Source organism: Janthinobacterium sp. FT14W, from assembly GCF_009208755.1.
Taxonomy (GTDB): Bacteria; Pseudomonadota; Gammaproteobacteria; order Burkholderiales; family Burkholderiaceae_D; genus Janthinobacterium; species Janthinobacterium violaceinigrum.
The window spans coordinates 14755-35620 of sequence record NZ_WFLL01000046.1 but is presented as its reverse complement, the minus strand read 5'-3'; the positions used below and the strand labels follow the sequence as shown (position 1 = coordinate 35620).

Here is a 20866-nt window from a genome sequence, read left to right as displayed (position 1 = left end):
CAACGCGCGGCAAGGATCGCTCGCGGCGTTGCGAACATTTTCCGCAACGCAACATAGCTGGATCGGCGCCGCAAAAAAACGTATTGGTAGAAACCCTTACGTCCACGAATGAGCGCCATTTCAATACGCCGGCGGAAAGCATATATCGCAGCGCAGCATTGAAAAAAAGCCATTTTTAAAACATCGCAACATAGCAAAAAACACTGTTGTTTCCATGTTGAAATGTCACATCCCGGCGTTGACAAGCTTTCTCGGCAAGTGGTCTTATCAGTCACGGCAACTCACAGTCTGCCGTTTGATCCACAGCGATTGCCGACGCAGCAATCTTTTTTAGCCTAGCGAGGTTGTGTCGCAAACCGGCCAGCCGAACTTACTTTCGGAGTTTTGAGAATGATGATGGAAACAGTTATGTCCCGCTCCGTACGCCTGATCTTTTCAGGTAGCGTAGCAGCGGTCAGCCTTGGCATGATGGCTGTGCCGGCAATGGCGCAAGATGCCAATGTACAACGTGTGGAAATTACCGGATCGAGCATCAAACGAGCCACGGCCGAGACCGCGTCACCGGTACAGCTCATCACCCGCGACGACCTGATGAAATCGGGCAAGGCCACCGTGGCCGAATACCTGCAAACCCTGACCGCCGATGGCGCGGGCTCTTTGCCGACGGGTTTCGGCAACGGCTTTGCGGCCGGTTCCACGGCCATCTCGCTGCGCGGCCTGGGCGCCACATCGACCCTGGTCTTGCTGAACGGCCGCCGCATGGCGCCATTCGCGCGTGCCGATGACGGCCAGAAAAGCTTCACCGACCTGTCGACGGTGCCGATGCAGATCGTCGAGCGCATCGAGATCCTCAAAGATGGCGCCTCGTCCACCTACGGCGCCGACGCCATCGCCGGCGTCGTCAACATCATCCTGCGCAAGGACTTCGAAGGCCTGACCCTGAAAGGCGACACGGGCATCTCCGGCGACAGCGACGCCAAGCAGCACCGCGCCTCGCTGACCTTCGGCAAGGGCAACCTGGACACGGACAAATACAACTTTGTCGTCAATGCCGAATACACCAAATCGGACATGCTGATGAACAATGAGCGCTCCGGCCGCAAATGGATAGGCAAGGCCGACCTGCGTCCGTATGGCTACGCCATCAACACCCAGTTCGCCGGCGGCTACATCAACGGCACCAACGATGCGAATGCGGCGCCCACGGGCCTGATCCGCGACCCCGTCACCAACAACTATGTGTCGCTGCCCGGCTGCTCCAGCTTGTCCGTGTCTTCACCGCAAGATCCGAAGGGCGGCTGTCTGTGGCACCACGACCAGTTCCGCTCGATGCAGCCGAAGATCGAATCGGTCAACCTGTACACGCGCGGCACCTGGCAAGTCAATGCCGACACCCAGGTGTATGCGGAAGCGGGCTACTCGAAGCGCGACACGGCGTTTACGCTGATACCGCCATCGGTCACGCCCACCATCGCCTTCCCGCCCAACGCCACCAGCCCGACCGGCGTCATCAACTACGGTTCTGGCGCCGGCACCACCATCGTGCTGGCCGCCAACCATCCGCAAAATCCCTATGGCGTGCCCGTGCGCGTGCGCTACCAGGCCTTCGACGTGGGCGCCAGCACGCGCCAGGCCAACAATGAGTTCAACCGCATCGTGCTCGGCGTCAAGGGCAATGCCATGGGCTGGGACTACGATGCCGGCTACACGCATTCGGAATCGAAGCTGCACCTCGATTACAGCAACATGCTGAACATGGCCGTCGTCAAGGATGCCCTGGGCAATCCGAACAGCAAATATTTCCCGTACTACATCGGCGCACAGGCAAACAAGAATCCGGCCTCGCTGTACGCGGCCATGGTGACCAACGCCACGTCCGACTCCACCACCAAGCTCGACATCATCGACTTCAAGGCGTCGCGCGAACTGATGCAATTGCCGGGCGGCGCCCTGGGCCTGGCCGTGGGTGCGGAACACCGACGCGACAAGCTCGACAATCCATCGTTGTCGGGTACGGAAAACGGTTCCATCAACTCCAGCTATGTGGCCGCCAAGGGCGACAGCAAAGTCTCGGCCGTCTTCCTGGAAGTGCTGGCGCCCGTGATCAAGACGGTGGAATTGTCCGGCGCCTTGCGTTACGACAAATATGACCGTTTCTCGTCGACCACGCCGAAACTGGGCGCCAAGTGGACGCCCGTCAAGACCTTCGCCGTGCGCGGCACGTACTCGGAAGGCTTCCGCGCACCGGGCCCTGCTGAAAGCAATGCGAATTCGCAATCGACGGGCACCTCGACCGTCAGCGATCCCGTGCGCTGCCCCGGTGGCAAGCAATTGCCTGGCGCCAATGCCAGCGACTGCGAACTGCAAGTGGCGGCCGTCAAGATCGGCGACCCGAACCTGAAACCGGAAAAATCCAAGGGCTACACCCTGGGCATCGTGTGGGATCCGTTCAACGATACCAGCCTGTCGCTGGACGGCTGGAAGATCAAGCGTGAAAACGAGATCAATCCCCTGCCGTACAACGAAGCGGCCGCCCTGCCGACAGCCATCCGTGCCGACAACAACCTGACCATCAACGGCGTCGTCACGCCGAACACGGGCACCCTGCTGATCACCAAGGCGCCGTACCGCAACTCCAGCTACACGGAGATCAAGGGCATCGACCTGGACGTCAAGCAACGGGTGCGCCTGGGCGACTACGGCCGCGCCACGTTCGGCCTGACCTGGACCCACATCGCTTCGTGGGTGCGGGCCGAGTCGGCCACCGTGCGCTACCAGTTTGCCGGCACGCACGGCAACTGCGATACGTCGAACTGCGCCGGCACGCCGAAGGACAAGATCAATGTCACCGGCTCGTGGGACCTGGGCAACTGGAATGTCAGCGGCGTGCTGAACTACCGTTCGGATATGAAAAATATCAAGTTCGAAGGCGACCCTTGCGCCTCCAAACTGGCGAACGGCACCCCGGCGCCGAACGGTTGCAAGCTGGCTTCGTTCACCACGCTCGACCTGTCGACCCGTTGGAACTACAGCAAGCAGTTGCAACTGTTTGCCTCGATCAACAACGTGACCGACAAGATCGCGCCGCTCGACCCGCTGACCTACGGCGGCATGAGCTACAACCCGATGGACGCCAGCGGCGCCATCGGCCGCTACTTCAAACTGGGCGCCAGCTACAAGTTCTTCTAAGCGTCCGCCCAGGCTGCCAAGCGCAGCCTGAGTATCGGCAAGGCCAGGTCACTATCGCCTTGCCATCCCCCCAGCGCCCGTTGCACTGCAACGGGCGTTTTTATTTTGCCCGCGAGGGTGGAGATAGCGGCCGCGTCAAAAATGGGGCACAAAATGCACCTTCTTTGTTCTAAATCAGTACCCATGATGCACTGCGTTGTTTAGGCACACAAACCTGTTTGCCATGTTGACAAGGACTTTTACAGCTCATTACAGTGGATCGCTTGAAAAGATATCAATACTTTTCAATGTTCTCGGTGCGCCAACCAGCGCAGCCGTTCTTGCCCTTCTAGCCAACCGCTTTTCCAGGAGTCTTGAACATGATCAGAGAAAGACGCTTGTCCCGTTCCATCCGTTTGATCTGCGCCAGCGGACTCGCCGCCGGCTTGCTCAGCCAGCAGGTGCTGGCGCAAGAAGTCAGCGACACCAGCATGCAGCGCGTCGAAGTCACCGGTTCCTCCATCAAGCGCCTCGTCTCGGAAACGGCCACGCCGCTGTCCATCTTCAAGGCCGAGGATTTTGCAAAACAGGGCCTGACGACGGCCCAGGAAGTGCTCGGCAAGATCCCCTCGAATTCCTCCAGCATGGGCAGCGGCAATGCCGTCGGCGGCAATACCAGCGGCTTGCCCACGGGCGGCCAGGCCAGCGCCGACTTGCGGGGCCTGGGCGGCGACAAGACCCTGGTGCTGCTCAACGGCCGGCGCATCGCCAACCATCCGTATGACGGTGCCAGCGTCGACCTGAACATCATTCCCATCGCCGCCCTGGAGCGCGTCGAAGTGCTGCGCGACGGCGCCTCGGCCATCTACGGCACGGACGCCATCGGCGGCGTCATCAACTTCATCACGAAGCGCTCCGTCAACGTCACGAATATCACCGCCGAGGCCGTCGCTCCCGAACACAAGGGCGGCGGCGAGCACCGCATCAACCTGTCGACGGGCTTCGGCAAGCTCGACACGGACGGCTACAACCTGTTCGGCGTGCTCGACTACCACAAGCAAAATGTGCTGACCTCGCAAGACCGCGCTTTTTCGGCAACGGGCATCGTCCCCGCGCGGGGCCTGTCCATTACCAGCGGCACGACCTTCCCCGGCAACTACTTCGATGCGGCGGCCAACGGCGGCAAGGGCCTGGCCGGCAATCCGTACGCGGCCAGCGGCTGCCTGCCGCCCCTGTCGGTGCCGGCCGTGCCGGCAAACGGCACCTGCCGCCAGGACTACACGCGGCAGATCGACGACTTGCCGGCGCAGGAACAGGTCGCCTTCTTCGGCAAGGGCGCCTTCAAGCTCGGTGGCGGCCACCTGGCCACGGTGGAATACCTGCATTCGGAAAACAAGGTCAAGGCGCGCACGGCGCCGCCGCCGCAAACGGGTTTGATCTTGCCCAATACCAGCAAATATTATCCGGGCAACGCGGGCGGCGTGCCGGCCCAGCCCGGCTTGTCGGGCCAGCCCCTGAGCGTGAACTGGCGTCCCGTCGAGGCTGGGCAGCGGCAGATCGATTCGGACGGCAAGGCGGACCGCCTGGTGCTGGCCCTGGAAGGCGAACTGGCCGGCTGGGATTACAAGACGGGGCTGAGCCATGCGATCAGCAAGTCGTCGGAGCAATTCACCAACGGCTATGTGCAGGATGCGGGTTTTGCCGCTGGCGTGCTGAACGGCATCCTCAACCCGTTCGGCGTGCAGGATGCGGCCGGCAAGGCTTACCTCGCCGGCACGGCCCTGCGCGGCGAGGTGCAGAACGCCAAGGTCACCACCACGGGCTTCGACATCAAGGGCAGCCGCGAGCTGATGCAGCTGGCCGGCGGCCCGCTGGCCATCGCGCTCGGTGGCGAAGTGCGGCGCGAAAAGGCCGACTTCAATGTCAACCGCGACATCGCCGGCCAGGCCGCCAGTTCCGGCTTGTCCGGCTCGCTGTCGAAAAATGGTTCGCGCACGATCCAGGCCGTCTTCGGCGAAGTCAACTTGCCGCTGATCAAAGACCTGGAAGTACAGCTGGCCGCCCGTTTCGACCATTACAGCGACGTGGGCAGCACCACCAATCCCAAGCTGGCCCTGCGCTACCAGGCCAGCAGCGCGCTGGTGCTGCGCGGCTCGGCCAGCACGGGTTTCCGCGCGCCCACGCTGTTCGAGAAAAATGCGCCACCGTCGAAGAACGACACCAACGATTCCTACGACGACCCGATTTTGTGCCCCGGCGGCGTGCCGCAGCCGGGCGCCAATCCCCTGCGCGATTGCGACTTGCAACAGTTCAAGCTGCAAGGCGGCAATGAGAAGCTGAAACCGGAAAAATCCACTACCTTCGCCGTCGGCCTCGTGCTCGAGCCGATCAAGGAAGTCACGGTCGCCATCGATTACTGGAACATTCACCTGAAGGACAAGATTTCCTCCTTGCCCGAACAATCCATCTACGGCAACTACGAAAAATACAAGGCCTTGTTCCTGCGCAATCCCGACGGTTCACCCTACGCCATCCTGGACTTGAACGACAACCTCGGCGAAGTGAAAACCGACGGCATCGACGTCAGCCTGAATGCGCGCCTGGGCCGTGGCGCGTATGGCGATTTCAGCGTATCGGTCGACGGCACGTGGACCCACAAGTATGACTACCAGAACGAGCGCGGCGGCCAATTCATCGCCAACGTGGGCCGCTATGCGGACAACAATCCCGTGTTCCGCTGGAAACATACGGCGGCGCTGAACTGGCGCATGGGCAACTGGGGCGCCACCGTGTCGCAATCGTTCAAGTCCGGCTACACGGATCAGAACCAGGTGGAGCCGCAGTACCGCCACGACGTGCCGTCCTACAGCCTGCTGAACGTGTCGGGCAGCTACGCGTGGCAAGGCTTGCTGCTGACGGCGGGCGTGAAAAACCTGTTCGACAAGGAACCACCGTTCTCGAACCAGGGCACCTTGTTCCAGAAAGGCTATGACCCGCGCTACACGGACCCGATCGGGCGCGCCTGGTACTTGCGCGGCAGCTATACGTTTTAAGGGGAAATGGCGGGAAACGACATCAGACAGGCAGCACTGGCAAGCATTTGCCAGCGGTAGCAAGGGCGGCGCCATCAGCGATGATGTGCGCCGTTTTATTTTACGCATCTGAGCACCGCTGACAAGGGTTCACGATATTTTATTACTGAAGGATTACAAAAAAAGCAGGAAATTGTTGCATTTCGTCCAAAAAATCCGCACGAAATTGACAATCTGAATCGTGAATGTTTTGATGAGGGCCCCGAAAATTTACAGAATTTTTGTTGGCGGATTTGTAAAAGGGCAAATAAATTGTTAGTAAGCAACAAGTTATTTCAAAATAATTGCCGCCTTTATCACAATAACAAGGAATTTCAGATAATGATAGAAAATGTAATATCGCGGTCGCTGCGCCTGATGTTTGCTGGCGGCATGGCCCTGAGCATGCACGCCGCGTATGCGCAAGAAACAACAGATGGCACCATGCAACGCGTGGAAGTCACGGGTTCGAGCATCAAGCGCATCGCTTCCGAAGCGTCGCTGCCCGTGCAGTCGTTCAACCAGAAAGACATCAAGAAAACGGGCGTCACCACGGTTACCGATTTCATCCAGCAAATTCCTGCGATGCAGGGCTTCTCCGTGGCCGCCGATTCGGTTGGCGGCGGCGGCGGCGGCGTCACCACGGCCTCGATCCACGATATCGGCGCAGCCTACACGCTGGTGCTGCTGAACGGCCGTCGTATTGCCCCATCCAATTCGGGCACCACCATCGACCTGAACTCGATCCCCCTGTCGGCCATCGAGCGCGTGGAAGTGCTGACGGACGGCGCATCGGCCCTGTACGGCGCCGACGCCATCGCCGGCGTGGTCAACTTCATCCTGAAAAAAGGCGCATCGCCGCTGGAAATCAACGCCAAGTACTCGCGTCCCGAAGAAAAAGGCGGCGCCAGCAATTCGATTTCGATCAGCAAGGGCTTCGGCGATATCGACGAAGACGGCTACAGCATCTTCGTGTCGGCCAGCCATGACGAACAAAAATCGCTGAAAGCATCGCAGCGCAGCTTCGCTAAAAGCGGCATCATCAATTTCAACGATCCGAAGACCGGCCAGGCACTGCAATTCATCAATGGCTCGTCGCGCTCGGCGCCAGGCAATGCCACTGTCGATTACAACCGCACCGATCCGGTGACCGGCGCAGTCGTCATCAATCCGAAAACGGGCAAGCCCTTCGTCGACAACGTCAACCTGAATCCATATGCGCTGGCCCATGGCGGCAAGTGCGCCGCCAGCAACATGGACTTCTATGGCGACGGCAACTGCTACTTCGATTCGCCATCGACCATCGAAATCAATCCCGAATCGAAGCGCGACGCCATCTTCAGCTCGGGTACCGTCAAGCTGGGCAAGACCGGCTTCCAGGGTTTCTATGACCTGGCCTACACGGAAGCGCGCGTCATCGCCAGCATCGCACCGTACCCCGCCGACTTTTCCGTCGACGTCGGCTCGCCCCTGTTCAACAAATACCTGGCGCCGAACCTGACGCCGGCGCAACTGGCCAACGCCACGGGCGCCGTCGCCAAATACCGCCTGTCGGAAATGGGCAACCGCGTGTACGACTATGGCACCAAGGCCACGCATATCGTCGCCGGTGTCGACGGCAATGCATTCGGCTGGGATATCAACTCGGCCGTGACGTACTCGAAAAACAAGCAGACGCAGGAATATGTCAGCGGCTTCCCCCTGGCCGACAAGTTCGACGCGCAAGTCGCGGCCGGCAATATCGACCCGTTTGCCTACCCGGTGGGCTCCATGCCTGACGCCATGCGCCAGGCCCTGCTGGGCACGGGTTTCAGCGGCACCTACAACACGCAAACCGTGGAAATGAAGGGCATCGACGGCCGCGCTTCGCGTCCCGTGTTTTCGCTGCCGGGCGGCACGGCCATGCTGGGCGTGGGCGCCGACTACCGCAACACCTCGTACAAGGTGCAACAGGCGGACGTCGCCAAGCAGGCGCAAATCCTGTTTGACAACCAGCAAGTCGACAGCGAATACGCACGCGACAACGCTGGCGCGTATGCCGAACTGATGCTGCCAATCTCGAAAAAACTGGAAATGACGGGTTCGCTGCGTTATGACCAGATCGGCGCCATCGATGACAAGCTGACGGGCAAGACGGTAGGCAAGAAAGAAAACGCCACCACCTGGAAAATCAGCGGCAAGTACTCGGCGACCAAAAACGTGATGTTCCGCGCTGCTGCCGGCACCGGCTTCCGCGCCGCCAGCATGCAGGAAATCGCCGGCCCGCTGGAAGACTGGGGCGTCACCGGTGGTAACTACCAATGCCCGCTGACGGCAGCGAACGGCATGGGCGGCCATCCGCTGGCCAGCTATTGCGACGGCGTGGTACGCCAGCAATTCGAAGCCTTCCAGGGCGGCAATCCTGACCTGAAGCCGGAAACATCGAAGCAATGGAGCATCGGCACCGTGTTCGAGCCGATCGACAGCCTGTCGATGTCGTTCGACCTGTGGAACGTGCAGATCAACGACCAGGTGACGTCGGTTTCCGAAGGCTTGATCTTCAACAATCCAGCCAAGTATGCCGACCTGTTCACCACCAAGCACATCAGCTCGACGGGCAAGGACGTGCTGGCCGTCAAACTGCTGCCGATCAACATCGGCAAAGTGGAAAACCGCGGTATCGACTACGATTTCACCCACAAGATGAAGCTGCTGGACGGCCGCCTGACGAGCCGCCTGATGGGTACCTATCTGCTGCGCTCGCGCTACACGACGCCAGGCACCAACGATCAATGGGAAACCAGCCTGAATCGCTACGGTTCGAACGACAAGGTCAGCTTCCGCAACATCATCCGCGCCACCAGCACGTATGAGACAGCCAAGTTCACGCATACGCTGAGCGCCAGCTACCGCAACGGCTATACGGACAAGGAACAGACGGCCGACGATTGCGCCGTGATCGTGGCCGGCAGCCCTGGCGAATGCTATGGCATCCAGCTGGAAGTGCCGAGCTACACCACCTTCGACTTCCAGACGGCTTACCGTCCGATGAAGAACGTGGAAATCACGGGCGGCATCTTGAACATGTTCGACCGCAATCCGCCGTTCACCCTGCGTAACACGGGTTCGCATCAAGTGGGCTACAACCCATCGTACTCGAGCGCCCTGGGCCGCCAGTTCTACCTGAGCGGTTCCTACAAGTTCTAAGCTGATTACATCGGCTGAAAACTGAAAAAGCCCGGAAAGCTTAGCTTTCCGGGCTTTTTTTCATGCTGCGCGCCACTTTATTCCGCGTCGCCCTGCAAGCGGCGCTGCCTGACGGCCGCCGCCAGGTTTTCCAGCACGGCCACGCTGGCGCTCCAGTCGATGCAGCCGTCCGTGACGGACTGGCCATAGATCAATTCCTTGCCCGGGATCAAATCCTGGCGCCCCGCCACCAGGTGCGACTCCACCATCACGCCAACGATGCGGCCATCGCCGCCTGCCACCTGGCTGGCGATGTCGGCGCACACGGGGATCTGGTTTTCCGGCTTTTTCGAGCTGTTCGCATGCGAGGCGTCGATCATCAGGCGTGCCGCCAGGCCCTGCGCCGCGATGGCCTTGCATGCTTCGTCCACGCTGGCCGCGTCATAGTTGGGGGTTTTACCGCCACGCAGGATGATGTGGCAGTCTTCGTTGCCGTTGGTCGAGACGATAGCCGAGTGGCCGCCCTTCGTGACGGACAGGAAATGGTGCGGCTGCGAGGCGGCCTTGATGGCTTCCACGGCGATTTTCACATTGCCATCCGTGCCATTCTTGAAGCCGACCGGACACGACAGTCCCGACGCCAGCTCGCGGTGCACCTGCGACTCCGTCGTGCGCGCGCCGATGGCACCCCAGCTGATCAGGTCGGCGATGTATTGCGGGCTGATGACGTCGAGGAACTCGGTGCCGGCAGGCAAGCCCAGCTCATTGATATCGCGCAGCAGTTCACGCGCCATGCGCAGGCCATCGTTGATGCGGAAGCTGTTGTCCATGTACGGATCATTGATCAGCCCCTTCCAGCCCACCGTGGTGCGCGGCTTCTCGAAGTACACGCGCATGACGATTTCCAGTTCGCCGGCGAAACGCGCGCGCTCCTTGACCAGCAGGTGCGCATATTCCATGGCCGCCTTCGTATCGTGGATGGAGCAGGGGCCGATCACCACCATCAGGCGGTCGTCCTGGCCGTGCAGGATACGGTGCAGGGCAATACGGGCGCTGGCAGCGGTCTGTTCGGCTTGCTCCGAGCAGGCAAATTCGCGGATCAGGTGGGACGGCGGAGTCAATTCCTTCATTTCGCGAATACGCAAATCATCGGTGCGGGGCATTATTTTCTCCAAAATTTAAGGAAGGGTAAAACATCTGGGTAAAAAAAAACCGCCATCGGTGGCGGTTTTTTAGAATTTGCTGGGATCTCGTTTTGCTGCTACGTGAACCGACCGCTACTCCACCGCCTTTGGGTTGGAATTGCTAAAGTAAAAATAGGCGGTAAAAAAGTGGCGAGCGAACATGCGAGTCATCCGTAAGTGATGAACGACTATAAACCTAAATTGCAAGGGTTGGCAAGCATATTTGTCGGCAAAGCCGCATGGCGCTGCCGTTTCACACTGTACAACACGCAAAAAAGCATAAAAAGTTGCGCGCCGTGACTCCCGCTGCACCGCTGCATCCGGGCGCCACCGCTGTGCCCGTCGTGGCAACCACGCCACGCCAGCCATTCTATCGACGACAAGCGGCACACTCTTTGATCTAGATCTAATCCCGGCGTCGCCGCACGGACAAAACTCGAGGACGTATCGCTGCCCTTTGACCGCCTGACCTTTCCGGAGAACCGCATGATCCTTACCCCCCCCTTACCGTCCGCTACCTTTTCACCACCCAGACTGGGTCTGGCACTGGCCAGTGCGCTGCTGAGTCTACCCGTCCTGGCGCAAGACGCCGCACCCATTGCGCGCGTGGAAATCACCGGCTCGAACATCCGCCGCGCGCAGGCAGAAACGGCTTCGGCCGTGCAAACCCTGAGCGCGGCCGACATCGAAAAGTCGGGCAAGTCCAGCGTGGCCGAACTGCTGCAAACCCTGGCCGTCGACAACCAGGGCTCCGTCCCCACCACCTTCGGCAACGGCTTTGCGGCGGGCGCCTCCGGCGTGTCGCTGCGGGGGCTGGGCACGGCGTCGACCCTGGTGCTGCTGAACGGGCGCCGCGTGGCGCCGTATGGCCTGGCGGACGATGGCCAGAAGGTGTTCGCCGACCTGAACATCATTCCCCTGGAAGCGGTGGAACGGGTGGAAATCCTCAAGGATGGCGCCTCGGCCATCTACGGTTCCGACGCCATCGCCGGCGTGGTCAACGTGATCCTGCGGCGCGACTACCAGGGCACGGCCATCAAGGGCAATTACGGCAAGACGAAAGACTGGGACGGGCGCGACGCGCGCGCCGCCATCACGCACGGCTTCGGCGACATCGACGCCGACCGCTACAACGTGCTGCTGAACCTCGAGTACAGCGAAAAGGCCGCCATCTGGAACCGCGACCGGGCCGGGCGGGGCGCCGTCGGCCGCAGCGACTTGCGCGACCTGGGCTTCAGCGCGCAGGAAACCCTCGGCGGCACGGGCGCCATCACCACCAACAACGCGGCCGGCAGCGCCGTCAACGGCAACGTGCGCAACCCCGCCACGCTCGACTACTACAACCGCGGCAACCTGGCCGGCGTGGGTTTTACGCGCACCTTCCCCGGCGCCGCCTGCGGCAACTTCACCACGCATCCGCAGGGCGACCCGGGCGGCGGCTGCCTGACGGACGCGGCGCAGCAATACGGCCAGATCCAGCCCAAGCAAAAGAACATCAATTTCTTCGGCCGCGCCGCCTGGCAACTGACGCCCGCCCTGCAGACGTATGCCGAACTGAACTTGTATCACAGCGAATCGAATTCCGTCACCACGCCCTCGACCGTCAGCGGCTCGGTAGGTTTTCCGGGCGGTCCCGTCAGCAACGCGGGCGTGGCCCTGGGCGCCGCGCATCCGGACAACCCGTATTTCGGCACGGCGGCACGGCTGCGCTACCTGGCGGCCGACGTGGGTCCCCGCACGTCGGAAGTCGATTCCACCTTCACCCGCTTTGTCGCCGGCATCAAGGGTAGCGTGGCGGGCTGGGATATCGACAGCGCGCTGCTGTATTCGCAGAACAAGGTCTCGAACGACCAGGGCGGCTACCTGCAGCGCGACGTGGCGTTCGCCCTGCTCAACCCCACCGCTGCCAACGTGGCCGCTGCCAGCCTGAACCCCGCGTATGCGGCCTTGCCGGCCGGCAGCCTGTGGCGCATCGCGGAAAACGCGGGCCTCAATTCGGCCGCGCTGTATGCGGCCCTGTCGCCGCGCATCTCGAACGATGCCAAGACGCACATCGCGCAGATCGACTTCAAGGCCAGCCGCGAAGTGGCCAAGCTCGACGGCGGCGGCCTGGGCGTGGCCGTGGGCGCCGAATTCCGCCATGAAGCGACGGAACTCAAACCCACGACGGGTACGGAACGGGGCAATATCATCGGCCTCGGCTATTCCGCCTACAAGGGCAGCCGCAACGCCTCGGCCATCTATGCCGAAGTGCTGGCGCCCGTGCTGACCACCGTGGAGCTGTCGGCTGCCCTGCGCGCCGACCATTTCACCGATGTGGGCAATTCCTACACGCCGAAAGTGGGCGTGAAATGGACGCCGGTGCGCGAACTGGCCCTGCGCGGCACCTTCGCCAAAGGCTTCCGCGCGCCCAGCGCAGCGGAAAACGGCGTGGGCGGCCTGGCCGCGTTCTCCACGGCCAGCGATCCCCTGCGCTGCGCGCTGGGCGTGACCGCCGCTTGCGATCCGGCCTCCATCGCCGTCATCACCTCGCCCAATCCGAAGCTGTCGCCCGAGCGTTCGCGCAGCTATTCCGTGGGCGCCGTGTGGGACCCGCTGCCGCGCACCAGCATTTCCCTCGACCTGTGGCAAATCCGCCGCAAGAATGAAATCAACCAGGAGCAAACGGACACGGCCATTGCCGAAGGCCATGTGGCGCGCGACCCGTCAACGGCCACGGGCATCGCCGGCGATCCGGGCGCCATTACCGCCGTACTGGCCAATTATGTGAATTCGGCACAGACGACGGTGCGCGGCGTCGATATCGACGCCCGCCAGCGCTTCAACCTGGGCAACGACTATGGCAACCTGGTGTTCGACCTGAAGTGGACGCATTTGTACAAATGGCTGCGCACGGAACAGGACGGCACGCAGCGCGATTTCGCCGGCACGCATGGCAATTGCGATGTATCAAACTGCATGGGCACGCCAGCTGACCGCGTCAACCTGGGCGCCACCTGGGAACGCCAGAACTGGCGCGTCACGGCCAACGTCAACTACCGCGCCCACCTCGACAATGTGCGGTTCAAGAACAATCCCGACGGCTGCGCCACGCACTTCGCCAACGGCACGGATGCGCCGCGCGGCTGCCGCATCGCCTCGTTCACCTCGGTCGACCTGACGGCCCGCTGGCTGGCCACGCCCAAGCTGGAAGTATTTGCTACGGTGCAAAACCTGTTCGACAAGATCGCGCCGCTCGACCCGCTCACGTATGGCGCCACGGGCTACAACCCGCTCGATTACGCGGGCGCGGCAGGACGGTTTTTCAGTGCGGGGGTGAAGTACAAGTTCTGAGAAATCCAGCAGCCGTGTCGGCACGGCCGGTGCTGTTGGCGTACTGGTGGTGTCGGGTGACGCGCTTTGCGCTAACCCGACCTACGCGAGCGCCATGTCAGAAAAAAGTAGGTCGGATTAGCCCGGAGGGCGTAATCCGACAATCGCGCTGGCCTCACAGTGTCCGAAAAATCAGGCAGTCCCGCCGACCGTGATGCCATCAAGGCGCAGGGTCGGTTGGCCCACGCCCACAGGCACGCTCTGTCCCTCCTTGCCGCACACGCCCACGCCCGAATCGAGGCGCATGTCGTTGCCGATCATGGAGACGCGGTTCAGCACGTCCGGGCCATTGCCGATCAGGGTGGCGCCCTTCACCGGGTAGCTGAGCTTGCCGTTTTCGATCATGTACGCTTCGCTGGCCGAGAAGACAAACTTGCCGTTGGTAATATCCACCTGGCCACCGCCGAAGTTGACGGCATACAAGCCGTTCTTCACGGAGGCAAGGATTTCACCGGGGTCCCGGTCGCCGCCCAGCATATAGGTATTCGTCATGCGCGGCATGGGCAGGTGGGCGAACGATTCGCGGCGCGCATTGCCCGTCACGGGCATCTTCATCAGGCGCGCATTCATGGTGTCCTGGATATAGCCTTTCAGGATGCCGTCCTCGATCAGGGTCGTGCATTGCGTGGGGTTGCCCTCGTCGTCGATATTGAGCGAACCGCGCCGGCCAGCCAGGGTACCGTCGTCGACCACGGTGACACCCCTGGCCGCCACGCGCTCGCCGATGCGTCCGGAAAACGCGGACGAGCCCTTGCGGTTGAAATCGCCCTCTAGGCCATGGCCGATGGCTTCGTGCAGCAGGATGCCGGGCCAGCCCGGTCCCAGCACGATGGTCATGGGGCCGGCCGGCGCGGGGCGCGCTTCCAGGTTGAGCAACGCGGAATTGACGGCGTCCGCCGCATATTGTTCCAGCACGGCATCACTGAAATAGTCATAGCTGAAACGCCCGCCGCCACCGGCCGAGCCCGTTTCGCGGCGGCCATTCTGTTCCGCGATCACGGTGAGCGACACGCGTACCAGCGGACGGATGTCGGCCGCCAGCACGCCGTCGCTGCGCAGCACCAGCACCACGTCGTATTCGCCGGCCAGCCCTGCCATCACTTGCACCACCCTGGGATCTTTCGCCCGCGCCATCTTTTCCATGCGCTCGAGCAGTCCTACCTTGGCCGTGGCATCCAGCGAGGCGAGCGGATCGTTGGGCAGGTACAGCGAGCGCCCGCCCTGCGCCAGCATCTGGCCCGCGATCTTGACTTTGCCGGCCCCTGCGCGCGCGATGGTGCGCGTGGCCGCGGCCGCATCCAGCAGGGCACGCTCGGAAATCTCGTCGGAATACGCAAAGGCCGTCTTGTCGCCGGACACGGCGCGCACGCCCACGCCCTGGTCGATGGAAAAGCTGCCCGTCTTGACGATGCCCTCTTCCAGGCTCCAGCCTTCGCTCTTGGTCGACTGGAAATACAGGTCCGCGTAATCGACCTTGTGCGTAAACATCGTGCCCAGGGCTTTCAACAGCTTGTCCTCGTCCAGGCCGAACGGCGTGAGCAGGATATCGCGCGCCACGGCCAGGCTCGACAGATTGGGTTCAAATGGGATCATGACTTTACACTCGCTAATGATATTCAACGCATTCTCGGTACCTGACAGCAGCTTATGCCAGGCACCCTCACATGGTGCGGTGCGCCAGGGCTGGCAAGGATTCGCGCACGCCGGCCAGGAACACCAGGTCGATCTCGCCGCTCACCACGCCCTCGCCTTCGGGCAACACGGCTTTCACTTCGCCCCACGGGTCGATCAGCATGCTGTGGCCCCAGGTACGCCGGCCGTTCGGATGCAAGCCGCCCTGCGCCGAGGCCAGCACATAGCACTGGTTTTCGATGGCGCGCGCGCGCAGCAGCACTTCCCAGTGGGCGCTGCCCGTCGTGTGGGTAAACGCGGCCGGCACGACGATCAGCGCACAATCGCCCATGGCGCGGTACAGTTCGGGAAAGCGCAAGTCGTAGCAGATGGACAGGCCGACCCGGCCGAACGGCGTCTCGATCGAGCGCACCTGCGCGCCCGGCACGATGGTGCGCGATTCGTTATAGGACTCGGTGCCGCGCGTAAAACCGAACAGGTGGATCTTGTCGTAGCGGCCGGCCGGCTGGCCCTGCGGGTTGTACACCAGGGTCGTGTTGAGGACCTTGCCCTCCTGGCCCGAGATCAGGGGCAAGGTGCCGCCGATCAGCCAGACGCCGTGCTGGCGCGCCATCTGCGCCATGCCATCCTGGATGGGCCCGCTACCGGGCTGTTCCGCATGGGCCAGCTTGTCCGTTTCCCGCTCGCCCATGATGGCCCAGTATTCGGGCAGCACCACCAGCTGCGCGCCGCCGGCGGCCGCCTGCGCCACCAGGCGCCGCGCCGTGGCCAGGTTGTCTGCCACGGATGGCGAGGAAATCATTTGTACTGCTGCGACTGTATGCATCATTTACCCCTACCTTCAAGCGCACGGCGAGCTGACTGTGCGGCACTTATTTAGCGACAGCATCCTGCGCCGCCGCTGCAGCGGCAGGCACGGCGACAGGCTCCAATTTACCACCATCAAGCTTGGTCACGACGGGCGACTTCCACGGGCCGGCGATCTGCATGTGGTAAGTGAGCGCCTTCATCACGGGGGCGCGCAGGAACAATTGCGCCAGGAAACTCCCCAGGCCGATGACGGGGTTGACGGCCAGCGCATACACGAGCGGCCCCGTGCCCAGGTTAAATTCCGGAATCACCACCACGTGCAGATTCGTCGTCTCATTGGCGATGTCGGCCGTGCCATCCATCAGCACGGTCGCCGCCACGCCGTGCATCTTGAGGTTATCGGTGGTCACCACGCCGTGCTTGATGCTGGCATTGGCCGTGATGCCGTCAAAGGCCAGGCCTTCGGAAAACACGTCGTGGAAATCGAGTTTCAGCAAGCGGGGCAAGGCTTGCAGGCTGAGCACGCCCAACAACTTGGCCGCGCCCGGGTCCTGCTTGAGGAACTGGCCCGACTCCACATTCATCTCGATCTGCCCCGACAACGTGGGAATGTCGAGCGAATACGGCAAGCCATTCCAGGCGATGTCGCCGCTCAGGCGTCCCTTGCCGCGGCGCACCGTATCGGCAAAGCCAAAGCGGTCCAGCAGCTTGCCCGCATCGACGATATCGAGGCCGAAACGCAGGCTGGTCGTGCTTTGCCCATCCTTGATCACCCATTTGCCATTGCCGCTCAGCGCGCCATCGGGATTCGACAGTTGCAGCTTGCCCACGCGCCACTCGCGCCCGCCCGCCGCCATGGTGTTATAGGCCTGCAATTCCAGCCGGCCTATCTTCTTGTTGAACAGTTCAAATTGCTCGGCCACGATATCGAGCGAGGGGATGGACTGGGCGCCGCTCTTGCCTTCCAGCAAATTCTTCACGTCGTTGGCGGCCGATTCCGGAATGATCAGCGACGACAGGCGCGCCGTCATCTTGCCCAGGCCGGACGGCGTTTCCAGCCACGTCACATAGCCCGACACTTGTTTCGCGTCGATATTGGCTTGCCACACATCTTTTTGATGCGTGGCGCCCACGACCACGTTCTCCAGCTTGCGCTCGCCCAGCATCAGTTCGCTGGCGCGGGCCGCCATCATGTCCGGCACCACATATTGCGCGATATCGGGCGCGTCGTCGGCGCTGCCGCCCGCTTCGGCCGGCGCCGCGGCGCTGCCGGCGATTTCGCTGCCGGCCGCAATCCAGCTGTCCACGTCCAGGGTTTTCATGTTCACGTTGAGCATCATGCCGCTGTCCGGCTCCGGCGCCGGCACGTTCACGCCGATGCCGCCGCGCACCAGGCGCCAGGCGTCCTTGCCCTGCTTCTGGCGCTGGTAGCGCGCAGCGATGCCGGCCCCCAGCGCGATGCGGATATCGTCCGTGCGCAGGCCGGCCCCGTTCGCCGCATTGCCCGTCAAGGTGAATTTCACGGGCAGGCTGTCGCCGGCCGTTTTTTTCAGGGGCGCGGGGAAATCCAGGCCCAGACCCGTCAGCGGCGATTCGACATTGACGATCACCTGGTGGTCGCGCGCCGTGATCAGGCCGTTGTAGCGCGCGCCGCCGCTCAAATGTTTCGCCAGGCGCTGCAGCACGGGCGCCGGATAGGTCTTGCGCAAGCCATCGATGGTCATGTTGCCGGCGATTTTCACCTGGATGGAACTGTCCGGCTGCGTGCCGCCCGAGATGGCCAGCGGCCCGCCCAGCAGGTTGCCGTTCAAGCCATTCAGGTTGACGCCTTTTTCGTTGAACTCGATCTTGCCCTGCGTGCCCAGCACGGGCGGCATGTCGTGGAACAGCACCACGTCATTGCCCGCCAGCTGCAAACTGCCCTGCACGGTCGATTCCAGCATGCGCTCGATCGGCAAGTGCAATTTGAGGGCCAGCTTGGCGTTGCCCGTCGCCGTCGTTTCATCCGTGAAATGCTCGATCCAGCCCAGCACGGGACTGGCCGTCACGTACTTGAGGAATTCCTGCATGGGGCCGGCCGCGTTGCCGTCGATGTCGAGCAAGGTGTCGAACACGGTCAGGTCGGGAATCACGGCTTTGACGTTCGTCAATGCCACGCCGCCCGTGGTGGCCGTGTCGCCGCGGATTTCCATGCGCGCGCGCTCGAAAATGAAACTGCCCTTGATCTTTTCCGCCTGCGGCCACAGCGGCGCCTTGCCCGCCAGCGGGCCGCTTTCCGCAAATTCGCCGGGCGCATAATTCAAGGTGCCATTCTCGATCTTGCCCGCCACGCGGAAATCGCCGCGGTTGCGCTGGGCCGGGGTGTCGGCCTTGAAGGGGAAATGTTCGAGCTCGCCGCGCAGGCGCAGGCTGACGTCGTGCGCCATGCCGCCTTCCAGCGCGCCCGTCAGCCAGTGGCGCAGATGCTCGGGCGTTTGCAGGGGCAGATAGCGGCCGATGGTATTGATCTGGAAATTGTCTATCGTGCCCGTCAAGTCGACCTGGCCCAGGTTCTTGCCATCGAGCGGCATGCGGTGCGTGCCCTGCAAGGTAACGCGCAAGCCCTGCTGATCGAAGTCCAGCTTGTCCAGTTCGACTTGCAGCATGTTTTCCGCTTCGAAGGTCCAGCGCGCCTGCATGGCGAATTGTTCGAACGGCAAGGCCGGCTCGCTCAGATACGAGGGGAACTGCAGCACCAGGTCTTGCGCGTCGATATTGATGCTGCCGCCCTTGTCATTGGCGTCGATGCTGCCCGTCAGGTGGTCGAAGCCGGGAATGGCCGGTGCGGCCGCCTGGCCGGCGCTGGCCGCCGTCTTTGCCACGGCCAGGCGCGCGGGCTGCGCATTCAGGCCCAGATCGATGAGCTTGCCACGCAGACGGTAGCTGGCCGGCGCGGCCATCTCGCCTTCCCATTGCGCTGAGAAATCCTGCAAGCGCCCGCGCGGCGCCAGGGCGTCGAGGCGCTGGCGCTGCTGCTCGCCCAGCGGCAGCTTGTCGGCCAGCGCGGCCAGGGTTTGCAAGTCGAGGGATTTGGCCGCGATTTCCGTACGCGACGGTTTGCGTTTAGTGGCAGCAACAAAGCGTTCGGACAAGGTCGTGGGCGGCAGGCTCAGGCCATCGCGTGTTTCCACCGCGAAATTCGTCAACTCCACCTGGTGCCCATACGCGCCAAAGGTTGGCTTGCCGTCCGGTACCTGCGCCGACAGCTCTTCCTTGGCCGAAATGCGTCCGCTGACGGACAGCAGGTCGAGCGGGGCGATATGCTGGCCCAGCTGGGCCTGCACATCCGTCAAGCCCACATCGGCCGTGAAGCCAGCCAGGCGCGCATGATCCAGGTTCAGCCAGGCGCGCAAGGCGCCCTTGCCCTGGCTCAGCTCGAACGGATAATCAAGGTAGCGGCGCCAGGCGGCCAGGTCGGCGCTTTTCAGGTCCGCGTACAGCTCGCCCTTCCACATCGACACATCGGAGATGCGCTTGCTGAAAGGCGGATGCGTGAAGTGAGCGCGCACATCGATGGGCGCGGCCAGGCTGGCGGGCGGCGTGGCCTGCAAACCCAGGCGGTGGCTGCGCCAGTGGTTGCGCAGCAGCAAGTTGACCTGGCTTAAGGCCAGCTCCGGCGTGCCGCGCGCTTCGTCCGTCCAGCGCACCTTGCCGTCGCGGATGATGATCTCATGCTGCGACAGCAGCCAGTCGGCGCCCTTGCCGTCGCTGCCCTGGCTGCTGTCGGCCAGCACGCCGGCAACATACAGCTTGCCATCCTTGCTGCGCCGCACGTCCAGGTCGGGCCGCATGATTTCCAGGGTGTCGAAGCGCACGGAACCGAACACGCTCCACCACGACAAGGTGGCCGATACGCTCGGCAGGCTCAGCGCCTGGCGCCCCGCCTGGTCGCGCAGGGTCACGTCGCCCAGGAAGAGATTCGGGCGCACGCCATGCCAGGAGGCATAGATACGCGCGATACTGACGGGATTGCCCAGCGCGCGGCTGGCCGCCCGCTCGATATCGCCTTTGTAGTAATCGATATTGGGCAGGATGGCGTAGCGCAGGAATAAGAACAGCACGGCGAAGGCGAAATACGCGAGCAGCACCAGTTTGATGGCAAAACCCAGCACATGGTGGGTGGCCAGGTTGGCCATGCGATAGGCGGCACGCAGCCGCTGCCAGCGCAGGGCCAGTGGCACATGTTCTGTCACGCTTGCTTCTGGCGGTTTTTGCATCAATAAGCTAATAAACTGGCCCGGCGTCAAATAATGGCAAAAATCGTCTGCATTCGTGGTGCGCGCCTGCATCCTTGCGCTTGCGTCGGAGCAAAGCCTCCCTTACCATCGTCCGGAAGAGCACGCACTGCCGGCGGCATTCGCGCCAGCGGCACAATTTTACCGCATCCCCCGCCGTTCGCAGCCAAGTTAAACAAGAACATGCACG

General features: G+C 62.4%; 8 protein-coding genes. 4 read left to right on the top strand and 4 right to left on the bottom strand.

Going from position 1 to position 20866, the window contains the following annotated elements:
• The first annotated feature begins 408 nt into the window (after positions 1-408).
• The 3 genes from GCN74_RS23570 (at position 409) to GCN74_RS23560 (ending at position 9425) form a co-directional block, all read left to right on the top strand.
• The gene (locus tag GCN74_RS23570; RefSeq protein WP_152258917.1) at positions 409-3189 is read left to right on the top strand and encodes a TonB-dependent receptor; all 2781 of its coding nucleotides are present in this window, start codon (positions 409-411) and stop codon (positions 3187-3189) included.
• 359 nt (positions 3190-3548) lie between these two features.
• Positions 3549-6221: a TonB-dependent receptor gene (locus GCN74_RS23565; protein ID WP_152258916.1), complete on the top strand. Its 2673-nt coding sequence runs from the start codon at positions 3549-3551 to the stop codon at positions 6219-6221.
• Positions 6222-6581: 360 nt separating this feature from the next.
• The gene (locus GCN74_RS23560; protein WP_152258915.1) at positions 6582-9425 is read left to right on the top strand and encodes a TonB-dependent receptor domain-containing protein; all 2844 of its coding nucleotides are present in this window, start codon (positions 6582-6584) and stop codon (positions 9423-9425) included.
• A 77-nt stretch (positions 9426-9502) separates the two neighbouring features.
• Here GCN74_RS23560 and aroG read toward each other — a convergent pair whose 3' ends face one another.
• On the bottom strand, positions 9503-10567 hold the full coding sequence (gene aroG, locus GCN74_RS23555; RefSeq protein ID WP_319633484.1) for a 3-deoxy-7-phosphoheptulonate synthase AroG: 1065 nt from the start codon (positions 10565-10567) through the stop codon (positions 9503-9505).
• Between the two features lie 507 nt (positions 10568-11074).
• Here aroG and GCN74_RS23550 point away from each other — a divergent pair.
• A complete protein-coding gene (locus tag GCN74_RS23550) occupies positions 11075-13921 on the top strand; it encodes a TonB-dependent receptor (protein WP_152258914.1) in 2847 nt (948 codons plus the stop codon).
• Positions 13922-14092: 171 nt separating this feature from the next.
• Here GCN74_RS23550 and tldD read toward each other — a convergent pair whose 3' ends face one another.
• The 3 genes from tldD to GCN74_RS23535 form a co-directional block, all read right to left on the bottom strand.
• Positions 14093-15553, bottom strand: coding sequence for a metalloprotease TldD (tldD, locus tag GCN74_RS23545; RefSeq protein ID WP_152258913.1), 1461 nt, complete (start codon positions 15551-15553; stop codon positions 14093-14095).
• Positions 15554-15620: 67 nt separating this feature from the next.
• Positions 15621-16421, bottom strand: a complete 801-nt coding sequence (locus GCN74_RS23540; protein WP_152258912.1) for a carbon-nitrogen hydrolase family protein — start codon at positions 16419-16421, stop codon at positions 15621-15623.
• Between the two features lie 43 nt (positions 16422-16464).
• Positions 16465-20634 carry a YhdP family protein gene (locus tag GCN74_RS23535; RefSeq protein ID WP_319633483.1) on the bottom strand — a complete coding sequence of 1390 codons (4170 nt, stop codon included), beginning with the start codon at positions 20632-20634 and terminating at the stop codon, positions 16465-16467.
• Positions 20635-20866 lie beyond the last annotated feature (232 nt).

Bases quoted from the DNA above. Each gene is read 5' to 3' on its own strand.
- GCN74_RS23570 (WP_152258917.1), top strand. From the start codon at position 409: ATGTCCCGCTCCGTACGCCTGATCTTTTCAGGTAGCGTAGCAGCGGTC.
- GCN74_RS23565 (WP_152258916.1), top strand. From the start codon at position 3,549: ATGATCAGAGAAAGACGCTTGTCCCGTTCCATCCGTTTGATCTGCGCC.
- GCN74_RS23560 (WP_152258915.1), top strand. From the start codon at position 6,582: ATGATAGAAAATGTAATATCGCGGTCGCTGCGCCTGATGTTTGCTGGC.
- aroG (WP_319633484.1), bottom strand. From the start codon at position 10,567: ATGCCCCGCACCGATGATTTGCGTATTCGCGAAATGAAGGAATTGACT.
- GCN74_RS23550 (WP_152258914.1), top strand. From the start codon at position 11,075: ATGATCCTTACCCCCCCCTTACCGTCCGCTACCTTTTCACCACCCAGA.
- tldD (WP_152258913.1), bottom strand. From the start codon at position 15,553: ATGATCCCATTTGAACCCAATCTGTCGAGCCTGGCCGTGGCGCGCGAT.
- GCN74_RS23540 (WP_152258912.1), bottom strand. From the start codon at position 16,421: ATGATGCATACAGTCGCAGCAGTACAAATGATTTCCTCGCCATCCGTG.